Consider the following 15,495-nt stretch of genomic DNA (forward strand, 5'->3'; position numbering starts at 1 on the left):
AGGCGCTAGTGCACGTGTCCGCGATGCCGCGCGCATCAGAACGCGGCAGCGTGACTGATAGCCGGCGTCGTGATGACGGTATGCGCAACGCGCCGAAACTATGGGCGCCCACTGCAGTCACGTAACTGCCGTGACGAGCACCGCACGTGCATGCCGCGGCAGCCAATCAACTGCCATCAGCGCGCCGCCACCCGCATCACCCAAGCCCGCTCACTCGGCAACTTCTTCCACTTGCTTGGGATGCGGCAGCGTTTCGGCCAGCTGCCAGAAGATCAGCGTCGACGACAAGGTGATCGCGCCGACGCACAGGAAGGTGGCGTGCAACGCCGCAGTGGCGCCGTGGCTGTCGCCAAGATGCGTGTTGAACGCCGCCATCAAGCTACCTGCCGCTGCCGCGCCGAACCCGGTGGCCAGCATCATCACCATCGACAGCAGGCTGTTGCCGGGGCTGGCCTGGTCGCGATCCAGGTCGCGCAGGGTTACCGTGTTCATGACGGTAAATTGCAGCGAGTTCACCGCGCCGAAGCAGGCCAGCTGCAGCACGCGCAGCCACAGCGGCTGGCCCGCACTGATCAGCGCGAAGCTGGCCATCGCCAGGCCCACCAGCACGGTGTTGAGCATCAGGATGCGGCGGTAGCCGAAGCGACCGACCAGCTTCACCGCAGCGCGCTTGGCAGCCATGCCGGCCAGCGCCACCGGCACCATCATCAGCCCGGCATTCATCGGGCTCATGCCCAGGCCCACCTGCAGCAGCAGCGGGATCAGGAACGGCATCGAGCCGCTGCCCACGCGCGCGAACAGATTGCCCAGAATGCCGATGCGGTAACTGGCCACCTTGAACAACGCCAAGGGGAACAGCGCCGCCGGCGCGCTGGCCGCATGCAGCCAATAGCCGGCCAGCGCGGCCAGCCCGCCGATCGCCAGCAACATCACGAACGCATGCCGCAGGCCGAGCTCGGCAATGCCGTCCAACGCCAGCGAGAGCGCCACCATGCCGAACGCCAGCATCAGATAGCCGACCAGATCGAAGCGCTTGCGTGCGTCGCCGTAATGCTCCGGCATGATCTTCAGTGCGGCGATGAATCCGATCACGCCGATCGGCAGATTGATCAGAAACACCCAATGCCAGGAGGCGATTTCCACCAGCCAGCCGCCCAGCGTCGGCCCGATCAGCGGCCCGATCAGCGCCGGGATCGCGATGAAGCTCATCGCCCGCAGGAAGTCGGCGCGCGCAACGGTCTTGAGCACCGCCAGCCGGCCGACCGGCAGCAACATCGCACCGCCAATGCCTTGCACCACGCGTGCGGCCACCAGCTGCGGCAACTGCTGTGCGGCGGCGCACAGCAACGAGCCCAGCGTGAACACGATGATCGCGGCGAGGAAGGTCCGGCGCGTGCCGAAACGGTCGGCGATCCATCCCGAGGCCGGGATGAACATCGCCACCGCCAACGCATAGCTGAAGACCACCGACTGCATCTGCAGCGGGCTCTCGCGCAAGCTGCGCGCCATCGACGGCAGCGCCGTATTGACGATGGTCGCATCCAGCATCTGCATGAAGATGGCCAGCGACACCAGCCACAACAGCGGCTTGATGGTGGCATAGGCGCGCATGACGGGAACGGGCTGAGACATGGGGGCTCCGTCGAGAGGACGGGGCATTATCTCCGCCGCGCTGTGCAGGAACTCAGAAGGGTGTGCGCATTTGCGGGGCTTTATCGAGCGATGGGTTGGTTGTGCTCTCGACTGCGCCGCACCGGGGCCGGTGTTCGGTGTCTATCTCCCTGTCTGGTGGGCCCAGCGGTTGCGCAAGGCTGCATTGATCGTCGACTTGATTTGCCGCCGATCGCGCAGTGCCGTGCGGTAGCAAACTTTTTGGCGTCTGCGTCGTTGCCTTATGCGCTCAACGGTTGCGCAGGGCTTCATTGATCGGCGTCTTGGTTGTGCCGTCCATCGCGGCGGGCAGTCCAGGTGTTCGGCGTCTGCGCCTCAAGCTTGCGTGCTCAATGGTTATGCGGAGCGTGAGCAATCGATGAGTGGGTGGTGCTGTCGATCGCGTGGTGCCGCGCCGACGTTCGGCGTTTGCCAGTGTCTTGGTGTTCCCAACGGTCGTGCGGGGCTGCATCGATTGATGGCTTGGTTGTGCTGTTGAACGCTGCACCGAGGCCAAGCGTTCGGCGTTTACGCCGGTGCTTTTGCGCCCAGCCGTTTCCACGATGGATCTGTTGCAAGCCGCGCACGCCTTTCTGCAGGCGCGACCGCACACTGGGATCACCCGTTTCGATCAAGGCTTGACCCCGGTACCCGCAGTGGCATTGTCGGGGCCCGATACCAACCAGTTGGCACGCCTGGCGGCCCTGGTAGCACACGCGTGCGGCTGGCGCTGGATTGCGGCTGGGATGGCAAACGCAGGGCGGCACGTTCGCCGCCAGCTTGGCGCATGTCAGAAGGCTTGCTTGAGCACCACGTCCACGAGGTCGATGGGTTAGCGCGTGCCTTGTCAGTCGCTGTCGCATCGCGCGGACAGCACCCATCACACGGCATCGGTCGCCACCATCGGCTCAGACCGACATCGTGCACGATCGACAGCAGTGGCTGTCGATCGCTTGCTACTTCACCGCTTGCTCAGCGTCTGCACCGCTTCCACCAGCACGCCAACGTGATCCGGATTCATGTCCGGCGACATGCCGTGGCCGAGGTTGAAGACATGGCCTTCGCGCGAGCCGCCGTTGCCGTACGCGTAGCTGTCCAGGGTCTTGCCAACTTCGCTGCGGATTGCCTCTGGCGAGCCGTACAGCGTGGCCGGGTCCAGGTTGCCCTGCAGGGCAACACGGCCGCCGGCGCGCTCGGCGGCGTCGGCCAGCGAGATCGTCCAGTCCACACCCACCGCTTCGGCGCCGCTGGCCGCCAGCTCGGACACATAGGCGCCATTGCCCTTGCCGAACAGCACCAGCGGGGTGCGCTTTTCGCCGCTGCCGCGCTCCAGTTCCTGGGCGATGCGGGTGAGGTAGGGCAACGAGAATTCGCGGTACATCGCCGGCGACAACACGCCACCCCAGGTATCGAACACCTGCAGCGCCTGCGCACCGGCCGCGCGCTGTGCGGACAGGTAGGCGATCACCGCATCGGTGACTGTGCTGAGCAGGTGGTGCAGCAGCTGCGGCGCGTTGAAGGCCATGGCCTTGATGCGCGCGTATTCCTTGCTGCCGCCGCCTTCGATCATGTAGCAGGCCAGCGTCCACGGGCTGCCGGAGAAGCCGATCAACGGCACCGCGCCATCCAGCTCGCGGCGGATCAAGCGCACCGCGTCCATCACGTAGCGCAGCTCGGTTTCCATGTCCGGCACGCCGAGGCGATGGATGGCGTCGGCCTCACGCACCGGGTGGCGGAACTTGGGGCCTTCGCCTTCGACGAAATACAGCTCCAGTCCCATCGCATCGGGGATGGTCAGGATGTCGGAGAACAGGATCGCCGCATCCAGCGGAAAGCGCTCCAGCGGCTGCAGGGTGACTTCGCAGGCGATGTCCGGGTTCTTGGCCATGCCCAGGAAGCTGCCGGCGCGCGCGCGGGTGGCGCGGTATTCCGGCAAATAGCGGCCGGCCTGGCGCATCAGCCAGACGGGGGTGCGGTCCACGGGCTGGCGGCGCAGGGCACGCAACAGACGGTCGTTCTTGAGCATGGAGGTGATTCCTCAGCGCGGCGCGTCGGCGCCGCCGGTGATGACATGGAAGCCGCGTTTGAGCTGGGTGTCGCGGGCCTTTTCGAAGGCCCGGTCCGCCTCGTCCTGCAGCAGGTATTGGTCGCGTCGCAGTTGCGTGCGCCCGCCAATCTGGCCGCTCTCGCGCAGCAGTTCCCAGCCACCGAACAGATCCGGTTGCAGGGTCAGCTGGACGTAGCGAAGCGGCTCGTTGCCGCCCGGATCGTGTTGCAGGAGGATGCGCATGGGCCAATTGTAGCCGGGCGCTGCTGAAGGCTGCGTGGGCTGGGTGCGGGGCGATTGCCATGATCGCGAAGGCCTTGCATGTGGGGGTGGCGGGCGGCTGGCAGGGGCGGCTGGCGGATGAGTGGCGGGTTGTCAGATAGCAAGGGCAGAGGATGGCGCCGCGTAATGGCAGTGCCTTTGCGAGCGCGTGCAGTGAACGCGCAGCGTCTTGTTGAGTTGTCTGGCAGGCCGGGCAGGGCATGACCCATCAGATCGAGGGTGCTCTGTAGGAGCGCGCTTGCGCGCGAGGGGCGTTACCGGGAAGGCCCCATCGCGCGCAAGCGCGCTCCTACAAAGACGGGATATTGGCGCTGCGATTGCGTAGTGGTGCCTGCAGATGTGTGGTGGCCTGCGTGCAGCCGGCGAGCAGATTCGTTAGGTGCCTGGGCAACGCGGTCGATCAGGGCGATGGCTACGCGTAGGAGCGCGCTTGCGCGCGATGGGCTTTACCGGGGAAGCCCTATCGCGCGCAAGCGCGCTCCTACAAGTTCGGGGTATCTGCGCTGGGATTGTCTGGCTATTGCTGCAGATGTGTGGCGGCGGTCTGGCGGCCGGCAGAGCACCTTCGTTAGGTGCCTGGGCAACGTGGCTGATCAGGGCGATAGCTGCGTGTAGGAGCGCGCTTGCGCGCGACGGGCTTTACCGGGAACGGGAAGGCGTCGCGTGCGAGGGGCGTTCCCGAGAAGGCGTCTCGCGCGCAAGCGCGCTCCTACGAGGGCGGGCATGTCGACGCGGCCGCTTGCGGGCGTAACGCGGCACCCAGCATTCCGCGCCGGCCACACGTGACCACCGCAGCGGGCGCTCCACGCCAGCCGCACCGGGCCCGCGCCCGACCTCACCTGACCAGCGCCAAACCTCAGTCGGCTAGCGCAAACGTCAGCCGGCGAGCACAAACCTCAGTCGGCCAGAATCTCCAGCACCGCAGCTTCGTCCACGTCGGGGACGACTTCGGCCTTGCCGATCCCGCGCCACAGCACCAGGCGCAGGCGGCCGGCGATGTTTTTCTTGTCCAGCCGCATGCGGCCGAGCAGGGCTTCCGGTGCCAGGCCGGTCGGGATCTGGGTGGGCAGGCCGAATTCATGCAGCAGGGTGCGCAGTGCCTCGGTGTCCTGGGCGTCGGCCATGCCCAGTGCGGCCGAGAGCCGCGCTGCCAGCACCATGCCCACTGCCACCGCTTCGCCATGGTTGAGGTTGTCGTTACCCGGCGCGCCGTAGCCCTGTTCTGTCTCGATGGCGTGGCCGAAGGTGTGGCCCAGGTTGAGCAGGGCGCGCTCGCCTTTTTCCAGCGGGTCGCGCGCCACGATGTCGGCCTTGTGCTCGCAACTGCGTGCAATCGCCTGCGCCAGCGCGGCTGGGTCGCCGTCCAGCAGCGCGCGGCGTTCGGCATGCAGCCACTGGAAGAACAACGGGTCGCCGATGGCGCCGTACTTGATTACCTCCGCCAGGCCAGCGCGCAGCTCGCGCGTGGGCAGGGTGCGCAAGGTGTCGGTATCGGCAATCACCGCGCGTGGCGGGTGGAATGCCCCCACCAGGTTCTTGCCCTGCGGGATGTCCACCGCGGTCTTGCCACCGACCGAGGAATCCACCATCGCCAGCAGGCTGGTGGGCAGTTGCACGCAATCCACCCCGCGCATCCAGCAGGCGGCAGCAAAGCCGGCCAGATCGCCGACCACGCCACCGCCGAGCGCGAACACGCAGGCATCGCGGGTGGCGCCCAGTTCGGCCAGTGCGGTGATCGCCAGGGAGAAGTTGTCCAGGGTCTTGGAGGCTTCGCCGGCGGCGATGACCAGTTCGCCAAGCTGCAGGTCCGGCCGCGCCTGCAACAGTGCAGCGCGCACGCCGGCGGCATAGTGCGGCGCCACCTGGGTGTCGCTGAGCAGCAGCACGTGGCGGCCGCGTACGTGGCGGGCCAGGCGCGCGCCGTCGGCCAGCAGGCCCGGCGCAATGGAGATGGTGTACGGCTGCGCGCCGTCGACTTCGACGCTGCGCAAGGAGGGGGGAAGAGTCATGCAGGGGTACTCGACATGCGCCATTGCGCGGCCAGGCGCAGCACCAGCTGCGCGGTGGCCTCGGCGGGGGAAAGGTGATCGGTTTCCAGGGTGAGGTCGGCCACTTCCTGGTACAGCGGGGTGCGCAGCGCGGCCATGCCGTGCAGCACCTGTTCGCGGTCCGGGCGCTGCAGCAGCGGGCGATTGCGGTCGCGCGCCAGCCGGGTGAGCTGGGCCGGCACGCTCACATGCAGGTACACCACGAAGCCGCGCTCGCGGATGCGCTGGCGATTGCCCGCATCCAGGATCGCGCCGCCGCCGGTGGAGACCAGTTTGTTGCTCTGCGCGAGCAGGCCGTGCAGGGCCTCGGCTTCGTGCTGGCGAAAGCGCGCTTCGCCGTGCTGTTCGAAGATCGCGGGGATGCTGCTGCCGACCTGCTCGACGATGGCCTGGTCCACATCCACGAAATCCAGCCCGAAGCGCTCGGCCAGGCGGCGGCCGATGCAGCTTTTACCGGCGCCCATCGGGCCGATCATCACGAGATTGGGAGCGGGGTTCATGCGCCCGGATCGTAACATTGGCATTGCGGCCCAGGGCCGCGTGCGCCATGCGTGATCCTCCCGGCGGCGTGGGCTGTCGCTGCAGATCCTGCGCTGCCGGCCTTGGCCGCAGCCGCCACTGCGACACCAGGGCCATAGGCGCAGCGGCGGCGATGCGCCCACAATAGGCGTCTGTTTCGCTTCCCTTGCCTGCCATGACCGATCTGTACGCAGAAGCCCTCGCCACCTTCGCCACGCTGTATGCCGAGGCGCAGAACAGTGCCGAAATCGAGGCCAGCGCCATGACCGTGGCCACCGCCAACCTGGACGGCCGGCCAAGCGCGCGCACGGTGTTGCTGAAGGCGTTCGATGCACGCGGGTTCGTCTTCTACACGCATCTGGACAGCGCCAAGGGCCGCGACCTGCAGACCCACCCGCAGGCGGCGCTGCTGTTCCTGTGGCGCAGCCTGCGCGAGGCCGGCATCCAGGTGCGGATCGAAGGCGGCGTGCAACTGGTGAGCGCCGACGAATCGGACGCCTATTTTGCCTCGCGGCCGCGCATGAGCCAGATCGGTGCCTGGGCGTCGCTGCAATCGCAGACGCTGGGCTCGCGCGAGGAGTTCGAGGCGGCCATTGCCAAGGTCGAAGCCACCTTCGACGGCCGCGACGTGCCGCGCCCGGATGGCTGGGGCGGATTCCGCGTGGTGCCGCAGGCATTCGAGTTCTGGTACGGCGCCAAATTCCGCCTGCACGAGCGCTGGCGCTACGAGGCGGACGCGGCCAGCCACTGGAGCAAGCGGATGCTGTATCCGTAAGGCCACGGCCCTGCCGGGCCGCAGCGCCGGCCGTGCTTGATGGCAGCGAAGTGGCCCTGAATGCCCCCTGCCTGACGGCCGTTCTGCTGTTCACCAAGTCTCTGTAGTATGTCCGCCCATTGCTTGACCGTTGCGGCCTCACCGCCGCCGCACTCCGCCGCCGAATGACCAAAGGACAGGACATCCCATGACGCAGTACACCACTGTTGAACTGCACGGCCTGCTGGCCGAGCGCTACCGCGACCAGCCGATCGAGGTCGAACTGATCGACGGGCTGGAGCCGGCCATCAACCTCACCCTGGCCGATCACGGCGACATGCAGATCCAGGTGGCCGCGTCCGGTTCGCAGGTGTTCGTGTCCACGCTGCTGGCCAACGCCGACCAGGTCAGCGACCGCGCCGCGTTCAACGACGCGTGCCTGCGGCTTAACCCGCTCAATCCGCTCTCCAATCTCGGTCTGGTGCAGGTCGACGGCAAGGACGCCTACGTGGTGTTCGGCGAATTGTCGGCCTCCTCGACGCTCGACCAGATCGACGAGGAAATCCAGACCCTGGCGGCCAATACGCTGGATGCCGCCGAATCCCTCAAGCCGTTCTTTTCCTAAAGGCGTGTTGTCATGAGTATCTTTTCCAAGCTGATCACGCTGCTGCGTGGCACCGCACACGAAACCGGCCAGAAGGCCGTGGACGCCAACGCCCTGCGCATCCTGGACCAGGAAATGCGCGATGCCGGCGCCCAGCTCACGCGTTCGCGCGAAGAGCTCACCAAGCTGATGGCGCAGAGCAAGCTGGCGCAGCAGAAGATCGACGCGCGCGCCGGCAAGATGGCCGAGTACACGCGCTATATCGAAGGCGCGCTGGCCAAGAACGATGAAGCGCTGGCGCACGATGTGGCGGTCAAGCTGGCGGCGCTGGAAAGCGAGGACGCCGGCGACAAGGCCTCCAAGACCGCGCTGGATCAGTCGGTGGTGACGCTCAAGGCCACCATCCAGAAAACCGAAAACCAGCTGCGCGGCATGCGCCAGCAGATCGACACCGTCAAGGCCACCGATGCGGTGCAGAAAGCGCAGGCCGCGATTGCCGCGCGGCATTCCGGTGCGAGCAGCAAGATGGGGTCGGCGCTGGAATCGCTGGAGCGCATCAAGGCGCGCCAGGCCGAAACCTCCGCACGCATCGAATCAGCCGAGGAGCTCGAATCGTCCACCGGCGATGGCGATCTGAATCGGCGCCTGGCCGCGGCCGGCCTGATGGAAGGCGAGTCCAACGCCGCTGCAGTGCTGGCGCGCTTCAAGAAGCCGGCCGCTCAGCTCGGGCACGACACCGCCAGCGGCACCGCGCCGCTGATCGGCCAGGTCCGCGACGTGCAGCAGGTTCCGCGCAGCGACAGCTGACCGCACCCCCCCGGCACAGGACGCGCCATGATCATCGTCGGACGGCTGTACCGGGTCTTGCGGCGCCACGTGCGCCGCGTGAGCTGGGGCATGGTGGCGCTGGCCCTGCTGGCGCACATGGGGTTGAGCTGGGTGCTGTTCGTCCTGGCCGGTGAGCACAAGCTCGTCGGCCTGGACGCGTTTCCGTACTACTACATGACCACCGCCACCACCATCGGCTATGGCGACCTGTCGCCGGGCTCGGTGGCCGGGCGCTATATCGCCGCGTGCGTGCTGATGCCGGGCGCTGTGGCGCTGTTCGCCACGGTGCTGGCCAAGACCAGCGGCGTGCTCATCACCTTCTGGAGGCGCCACCACATGGGCAAGATGGCCTACGCGCAGTTGAGCGGGCACACCATCCTGATCGGCTGGCAAGGCGCGGCCTCGGTACGCTTGCTGGAGTTGCTGTTGTCCGACACCGCCACCGACGACGAAGGCGTGGTGCTGGTGGCCGAGGGCGTGGCCGAAAACCCGATGCCCGACCACATGCGTTTCGTGGCTGCCGAGTCGTACACCCACACCGATGTCTACCTGCGTGCGGGCATCGCCGGTGCAGCGCGGGTAATCGTCAATCCGCCGTCCGACGACCAGACCCTGGCCGCAGTCTTCGCACTGATGGCGCATGCGCCGCGCGCGCACATCGTGGCGCATTTCGATTCGGCCAGCGCCGCACGGCTGGTGGCCTGCCATTACCCGGCGATCGAATGCACGCGCCCGATGACTGCCGAGATCCTGGCCCGCGCCGCGCAGGATCCGGGCAGTGCGGCGATCACCGCCGAGCTGTTGTCGGTGGACGATGGCCCCACGCAGTTCAGCCTGGCCGTGCCGGCACAGCTGGAGGCGCTGGACTACAGCCTGCTGGCGGCTGACTTCAGCCAGCGCGGTGCCTTGTTGCTGGGCCTGCGCGCGCCCGATGGCGCGTTGCGGTTGAACCCGCCCGCACAGACCGCTGTCCCGGCCGGTGCCATGCTGTATTACCTGGCCGAGCAGCGCGTGCCTGCGCAGTCCATCGCGTGGCAGACCCTGCGCGCTGCGGCCGTTTCCGCTTCCCCATCGCCACGAGGTGCATGACGATGAGTTTTTTCAGCAAGTTGTTCGGCCAATCCCAGCCAACACCGCTGCCGACCACCGGCACCGGCGCGATCGGCCATGCGCTGCCGTTGGGGCTGCGCGTGGGTGGCCAGCTCGAGATCGACACCACGCTGTACCGCATGGCGCCCGAGGCGATGACCGCCGAATTGCCCGGTGGGCATCAGGGCATCCCGTGCTATGGCCACGTCAATCTGGGCGATGGCTATGCGCTGCACCGGTTCTATCTGGACGATGACGCGTTTCTGCAGATCACCACCGTGGGCGGCGATCTGGAGGCGATGAAGGCCTTCGTGTATTGCGAGACGGTGAATCCGCCGAGCAAGCAGGCCTTCCAGGAATTCGTGATGCAGCATCCGCACCTGGGTGCGGCGCAGATCGAGTACGCCGGCAAGCGCTGGGACCGTGCCACCCAATCCACCGACGATGCCGCGCGCATTCCGCCGATTGCCTACGACGAGGTGCTGTACCGCTATCAGCCGCCGCGCCGCGATGGCGACCTGACGCATTACGCCATGCTCTACAGCCGGCCGGTGCCGGAGCTGCAGCGCGAGGAGTTCCTGCTGGTCACCGGCGAGGATTCCGGCCCCAACGAATTCTGCGTCACCTACGCGGTCGGCATCGACGTCACTGTCGCCGATCTGGACATCACCTGAGCGCTTACCCGTCTTCCACCACCCTGGTCCTGTCATGAACCCGATCAATCTGCAGAGTTTCCTCGCGTTTCTTTCCTACTTCGGCACCGGCCTGGGCGTGTTGATCGTCGCGGTGGTGCTGGTGACCCTGGTCACCCCGCACAAGGATTTCACCCTGCTGCGCCAGGGCAACGTGGCGGCCGCCACCGCGCTGGCCGGCAACCTGATCGGCGTGGCGCTGCCGCTGCATTCGGCCATCACCCATTCGGTGAGCCTGGTGGATGCCTTGATCTGGGGCGTGGTGGCCTGCGGTATCCAGGTGGTGGCGTATCTGCTGGCCAACCTGGTGGCCGGGCGCATCTCGCGGCAGATCACCGACAACGTCGCTGCCGCCGGCATTTTTTCGGCCGGCGTGTCGATCGCGGTTGGCCTGATCAACGCCGCGGCGATCACGCCGTAACGGAGCGCAGGCATGAAGCGATCACGCAATCTCAAGCTCACCCTGATGGCCGCGCTGCCGGCCGCCTTCGTCACCGGTTGCGGCTCGGAGCCGGAAACCGGCGTGGTGTTGCAGTCGGCCTCGGACTGCTACCAGATCAAGCAGGAACAGGGCGACATCCAGCAGTGTCTGAAGGCGTATGACGAGGCCGTGGCCAAGCACCAGCAGGCCGCGCCGCGCTTCCCTTCGCGCTATGAGTGCGACGCGCAGTTTGGCAGCTGCACCGAAGTGCCAGGCCAGACCCAGGGGCAGCAGAGCTGGATCCCGCCGATGGGCGGCTTCCTGCTCGGCTACGCGCTGGGCAACATGAGCGGCGGCGGGTATCGCTATGGCGGCGCGATGCCGCTGTACCGCGATTACCGTAGCGGCGGCTATTACAAGCCCAACGGCGATCTGGCCAGCAACCGCATCGGCACCGTGCGCGGCCGCGCCGGCAGCGTGGACATGCCAACCCGCGCCATTACCGTGTCGCGCTCGGGTTTTGGCTCCAGCGCCGCGGCGCGCAGCTCGTTCGGCAGTGGCGGGCGCAGCTCCGGGTTTGGCGGCTGACATGCAACGCATTGCCATCGCCGAGCGCCCGGATTGGCGCACCCAGGCCGAATCGCTCGGCTTCCAGTTCCACACCATCGACGGCGAACCGTACTGGGACGAAAGCGCGTACTACGCGTTTTCGTTGCGGCAGATCGAAGACGACATCGAGACGCCGACGCAGGAACTGCACGATATGGCGATGCAGTTGGTCGACGAGGTCGTCGGCTCCGAAGCATTGATGACGCAGCTGGCACTGCCGCCGTTCTACTGGGACTGGATCGCCACCTCCTGGAAGAACCGCGCCCCGCATCTGTACGGCCGCATGGATCTGGCCTATGCCGGCAACGGCCCGGCCAAGTTGTACGAGCTCAATTACGACACACCGACGTCGTTGTACGAGGCGGCGTATTTCCAGTGGCTGTGGCTGGAACAGCAGATTGCCAGCGGCGCGCTGCCCAAGGGCACCGACCAGTACAACCTGATCCAGGATTTGCTGTGCGAAACCCTGGGTGCGCTGGCAGTGGATGGAGCGATTGGCCCGCAGATGCATTTCTCTGCAGTGCGTGATTCGCTGGAAGACCGCGCCACCGTGCGCTACCTGCGCGATTGCGTGCACCAGGTGGGCATCAGCGCCGAGGAAGTGGCGATCGAAGACATCGGCCTCAGCGCCGATGGCTGGTTCACCGATGAGCAGGACCGGGTGATCCACACGCTGTTCAAACTGTACCCGCTGGAATTCATGATGGAAGAGCGCTTCGGCCCGGCGTTGATCGCCAACCGGGTGCGTCTGATCGAACCGGCATGGAAGGCAGTGCTGAGCAACAAGGGCATCCTGCCGCTGTTGTGGGAGCGCCATCAGGGCCACCCCAACCTGCTCGCCGCGCGCTTTGCACAGGCCGGCGAGGCGCCTACTGCCGGGTGGGTGCGCAAGCCGCTGCTGTCGCGCGAGGGCGCCAACATCGCGCTGGTTACCGCGCAGGGCGAGATGGCACACACCGATGGGCCGTACCTGGATGGCCCGGCCATCCTGCAGGCGCATCATCCGCTGCCGGTGTTCGACGGCCGGCATGCGCTGGTCGGCAGCTGGGTGGTGGCTGATCGCCCGGCCGGCCTGGGCATGCGCGACGACGACGGCCCGATCACCCGCGATACCTCGCGGTTTGTGCCGCACGTGATCGTGGATTAAGAGCAGCTATCAAAACTACTGCGCAGCCGTCAGGCGGGCGCGGCCGGTGCTCGGAATCCTCATGTACCCACGTACATTCCGGTTCCTCCGCGCCGTCCGCACCCACCTGACGACTGCTCGCTACGTTTTGTTAGCCGCTCTAAGACGCTGCTGTGCGTGCACCGCCACTGCGAGGTGGCGGTGTGCGCTGCATGCGCGGGTCTGGTTTCGAGCAGCTACATCAGTGGTCTGCGTACTGACGCGCGGCGACGGCCGGCTCTCTGCTGAGTTGCTGCGCGCCAATCGCTTGGGCTCAATCTCGGCGTGCACTCCACGCGTTTGGAACCGGCAGTAGATGGTTGCTGTCGCCATGCGCCTCCATCGCAGCGCGCGGCCCTGCATGCAGCACATCGCATCAAGCCGCCTTGCACACACCGGCAACGGCACGCAAGCCGTGCCGCGCGCACTGCGTTGATCGGGTTTTCCACATCCCCTGTGGATGAAGACTGCACAAGGCTGTGGACAAGTGGGCGCAGGCCCCGGCCCGTCACGCTGTCAAGATGGGTGGCGAAAAAATGACCAGTCGGTTGCAGGTGTGTGTCTGCACCTGTGATCGGCGCGAACCCGGCAGACTCAGCAAAGTGATCGTGCGGCTGTGGACCGGTTCGGTCGGGTGCGTCTCTGACACGCGCGCTGCACCGTCCACGAATCCTGACGTGCCAACCACGCCCTCCAATTACGCCGGGTCAGCAGCCAGGCCCACGCGCGCGCAGCACGCCGCGGAGTGGCTCCGGGCCATCTGCTCGCAGCAACGCGACGCAGTGACGTTCGCCACCGCCACCCTCACACCCGGTGCGCCACCCAGAAACTGCTCAGCGCCAGCACCCACGCCAGCGCAAAGACGCTGGCATAGGCCAAGGGCGTGGCCGAGCCCAATAGCGCGGCAAACAGCGCGCCGGCCACCGCAAGGACGCCCGCCACCGCAATCGCCTCGCTGAGCTGCAAGGCCGAACTGTTGGCACCTTGCTCGGCGGGTGGCGACAGCGACAAGGTCAGCACCGACAGGCTCGGATACAACAGGCCCATGCCCAACCCGGTCACGGCCCAGCCGGCGATGGCGGCCGGCACAGGCATGGTCGGCCAGATTGCGCCCGCACTGATCACGATGCCCGCCGACATCAGCACCGCGCCGGTCTTGAGCAGCCGTGGCCGCGACCAGCCGCCGGTACTGTGGCCCTGGTACCACGAACCGCTGAACCAGCCCAAGGCGCCCACGCTCAGCGCAATGCCGGCCAGCAGCGGCGAGAGGTCACGTTCGCGCGACAACAGCAGCGGCAGAAACGCTTCGAAGCCGAAGAACGCTGCCGCCGCGATCCCGCGCAACGCGATCACGCTGGGCAGGCCGCGTGCCAGCCGCAAGGTGCCGGCCGGCAGCAGATGCCAGGCGCACACGCCGGTGACTGCCAACGCCGGCGCCATTGCCAGCACGGCGGGCAGGCCGTGCAATTGGCCACCGACATACACGCCCAGCACACCCAGCGCCGCGCCAATCGCCCAGCCCAGCACGTCCTTGCCGGGCAGCGCGGCCTGCGTGCTCCAGTCGCGCCCACGCAGCGCCGGCAGCAGCATCAGGCCGGCCGGGATCGCCAGCAGCGGCACCGACAGGAATACCCAGCGCCAGCCGGCGTGCTGCACGATCAGGCCACTGATGCCGGGCCCGATCAACGACGGCACCACCCAGCCCGCAGAGAACGCGGCAAACACGCGCGGGCGCAGGGCCTCCGGATACAGGCGGCCCACAATGACGTAAAGCGCTACCGAGTAACCGCCTGCACCCAGGCCCTGCAGCAGCCGCCCAGCGATCAGCAGCGGCATGTTCGGTGCCAGCCCGGCGATGACAAGCCCCAGTACGAAGCACAGCAACCCGGCGCCCAGTGCGCCTGCCGGCCCGCGCCGGTCGCTCCAGCGCCCGGCGGCGGTCATGCCCACCACGCTGGTCGCCAAGGTGCCGCCGAAAGCCAGTGCGTACAGCGGCAGGCCATTCAATTCGCGCGCCACCGTGGGCATGGCCGCGGCCACTGCCAGCGATTCAAACGCGTTGAGCGCCACCAACGCCACCATGCCCAGCGTGGTGGCACGGTACGGCGCAGCGAGAATGGAGGTGGCGCGCGCATCGGTGGGCGATGCAGTGGGCAGAGCGGTGTGGGTCGTCATTGAACATCCAAGAAAGCAAAGCGTGAAACGGCAGCGCGGGCAGGGCTTGCATCCCGCCATGGCCGCGCAGCATCCTGCCTCAACCAAGGTTGAGGTCAAGGCAATGCAGCGTGAGTTGTCCGTGGGAGATGTGGCCAAGCGCAGTGGCGTGGCGGTGTCGGCGTTGCATTTCTACGAGCGCAAGGGGTTGATCCGTAGCCTGCGCACTGCCGGCAATCAGCGCCGCTATGCGCGTGATGTGCTGCGGCGGCTCGCAGTGATCCGCGTGGCGCAGCGGCTCGGCGTCCCGTTGCAGCAGATGCTGGATGCGTTCTCGGTGTTGCCGGACCAGCGCACTCCCACGCGCGCGGAATGGGCGCGCATGTCGGCACGTTGGCGTGGCCAATTGGACGCACGCATTGCCGAGCTGCAGGCGCTGCGCGATCAGCTCACCGACTGCATCGGCTGCGGCTGCCTGTCGCTGCGGCGCTGCCGCCTGAGCAACCCCGGCGACACTCTGGCCGAGAGCGGTGACGGCGCAGTGCGCCTGTCGGGCACTGTCGGCGGCTGAGCGCGCACCGGGACCAATGGCAGTGCCTGGATGAGGTGGGCCGCCGTAGGATGGTTGTCCCC

Annotated in this window: 15 protein-coding genes, 1 other RNA gene and 1 pseudogene; 11 read left to right on the forward strand and 6 right to left on the reverse strand. The window is 67.1% G+C overall.

Annotated elements, in window-relative coordinates; translation table 11 throughout:
• Positions 1-210: 210 nt before the first annotated feature.
• Positions 211-1,632: a multidrug transporter subunit MdtD gene (gene mdtD, locus ACCQ09_RS06385; protein WP_228428397.1), complete on the reverse strand. Its 1,422-nt coding sequence runs from the start codon at positions 1,630-1,632 to the stop codon at positions 211-213.
• A gap of 623 nt (positions 1,633-2,255) precedes the next feature.
• Here mdtD and ACCQ09_RS06390 point away from each other — a divergent pair.
• Positions 2,256-2,401: pseudogene (locus ACCQ09_RS06390) on the forward strand (peptidase M28 family protein); the annotation flags it as partial.
• Positions 2,402-2,611: 210 nt separating this feature from the next.
• Here the strand turns inward: ACCQ09_RS06390 and hemE are convergent.
• The 4 genes from hemE to ACCQ09_RS06410 all read right to left on the reverse strand — a co-directional run bounded on the left by hemE (position 2,612) and on the right by ACCQ09_RS06410 (position 6,527).
• Positions 2,612-3,676, reverse strand: coding sequence for a uroporphyrinogen decarboxylase (gene hemE / locus ACCQ09_RS06395; RefSeq protein WP_076038593.1), 1,065 nt, complete (start codon positions 3,674-3,676; stop codon positions 2,612-2,614).
• A 12-nt stretch (positions 3,677-3,688) separates the two neighbouring features.
• Positions 3,689-3,940, reverse strand: coding sequence for a WGR domain-containing protein (locus tag ACCQ09_RS06400; protein ID WP_011037968.1), 252 nt, complete (start codon positions 3,938-3,940; stop codon positions 3,689-3,691).
• A 935-nt stretch (positions 3,941-4,875) separates the two neighbouring features.
• Positions 4,876-5,988: a 3-dehydroquinate synthase gene (gene aroB / locus ACCQ09_RS06405; protein WP_011037967.1), complete on the reverse strand. Its 1,113-nt coding sequence runs from the start codon at positions 5,986-5,988 to the stop codon at positions 4,876-4,878.
• Complete coding sequence (locus ACCQ09_RS06410; protein ID WP_011037966.1) at positions 5,985-6,527, reverse strand: shikimate kinase; 543 nt, start codon at positions 6,525-6,527, stop codon at positions 5,985-5,987. The genes aroB and ACCQ09_RS06410 overlap by 4 nt, the downstream gene beginning before the upstream one ends.
• Before the next feature lie 194 nt (positions 6,528-6,721).
• On the opposite strand from ACCQ09_RS06410, the gene pdxH reads away from it, so the two are divergent.
• The 9 genes from pdxH (at position 6,722) to ACCQ09_RS06455 (ending at position 12,826) form a co-directional block, all read left to right on the forward strand.
• A complete protein-coding gene (gene pdxH / locus ACCQ09_RS06415; RefSeq protein WP_011037965.1) occupies positions 6,722-7,321 on the forward strand; it encodes a pyridoxamine 5'-phosphate oxidase in 600 nt (199 codons plus the stop codon).
• 187 nt (positions 7,322-7,508) lie between these two features.
• Positions 7,509-7,925 (forward strand): YjfI family protein, encoded by a 417-nt coding sequence (locus tag ACCQ09_RS06420; RefSeq protein ID WP_014508507.1) that lies wholly within the window; start codon positions 7,509-7,511, stop codon positions 7,923-7,925.
• Positions 7,926-7,937: 12 nt separating this feature from the next.
• Entirely contained in the window at positions 7,938-8,711 is a 774-nt protein-coding gene (locus ACCQ09_RS06425; protein ID WP_011037963.1) for a PspA/IM30 family protein, read from the forward strand.
• Between the two features lie 27 nt (positions 8,712-8,738).
• Complete coding sequence (locus tag ACCQ09_RS06430) at positions 8,739-9,821, forward strand: potassium channel family protein (RefSeq protein WP_012437756.1); 1,083 nt, start codon at positions 8,739-8,741, stop codon at positions 9,819-9,821.
• Positions 9,818-10,495: a YjfK family protein gene (locus tag ACCQ09_RS06435; protein ID WP_040940907.1), complete on the forward strand. Its 678-nt coding sequence runs from the start codon at positions 9,818-9,820 to the stop codon at positions 10,493-10,495. Before ACCQ09_RS06430 ends, ACCQ09_RS06435 begins: the two co-directional genes overlap by 4 nt.
• A 34-nt stretch (positions 10,496-10,529) precedes the next feature.
• Positions 10,530-10,934, forward strand: coding sequence for a DUF350 domain-containing protein (locus tag ACCQ09_RS06440; RefSeq protein ID WP_011037960.1), 405 nt, complete (start codon positions 10,530-10,532; stop codon positions 10,932-10,934).
• Positions 10,935-10,946: 12 nt separating this feature from the next.
• Entirely contained in the window at positions 10,947-11,522 is a 576-nt protein-coding gene (locus ACCQ09_RS06445) for a DUF1190 domain-containing protein (RefSeq protein ID WP_012437758.1), read from the forward strand.
• A gap of 1 nt (position 11,523) precedes the next feature.
• A complete protein-coding gene (locus ACCQ09_RS06450; RefSeq protein WP_040940908.1) occupies positions 11,524-12,690 on the forward strand; it encodes a glutathionylspermidine synthase family protein in 1,167 nt (388 codons plus the stop codon).
• 61 nt (positions 12,691-12,751) lie between these two features.
• Positions 12,752-12,826: non-coding RNA, sX9 sRNA (locus ACCQ09_RS06455), on the forward strand.
• Positions 12,827-13,512: 686 nt separating this feature from the next.
• Here the strand turns inward: ACCQ09_RS06455 and ACCQ09_RS06460 are convergent.
• On the reverse strand, positions 13,513-14,883 hold the full coding sequence (locus tag ACCQ09_RS06460) for an MFS transporter (RefSeq protein ID WP_040940909.1): 1,371 nt from the start codon (positions 14,881-14,883) through the stop codon (positions 13,513-13,515).
• Between the two features lie 103 nt (positions 14,884-14,986).
• On the opposite strand from ACCQ09_RS06460, the gene soxR reads away from it, so the two are divergent.
• The gene (gene soxR / locus ACCQ09_RS06465) at positions 14,987-15,433 is read left to right on the forward strand and encodes a redox-sensitive transcriptional activator SoxR (RefSeq protein WP_012437762.1); all 447 of its coding nucleotides are present in this window, start codon (positions 14,987-14,989) and stop codon (positions 15,431-15,433) included.
• Positions 15,434-15,495 lie beyond the last annotated feature (62 nt).

Origin of the sequence: Xanthomonas sp. NCPPB 2586, from assembly GCF_041475775.2 — a bacterium.
Taxonomy (GTDB): Bacteria; Pseudomonadota; Gammaproteobacteria; order Xanthomonadales; family Xanthomonadaceae; genus Xanthomonas; species Xanthomonas campestris.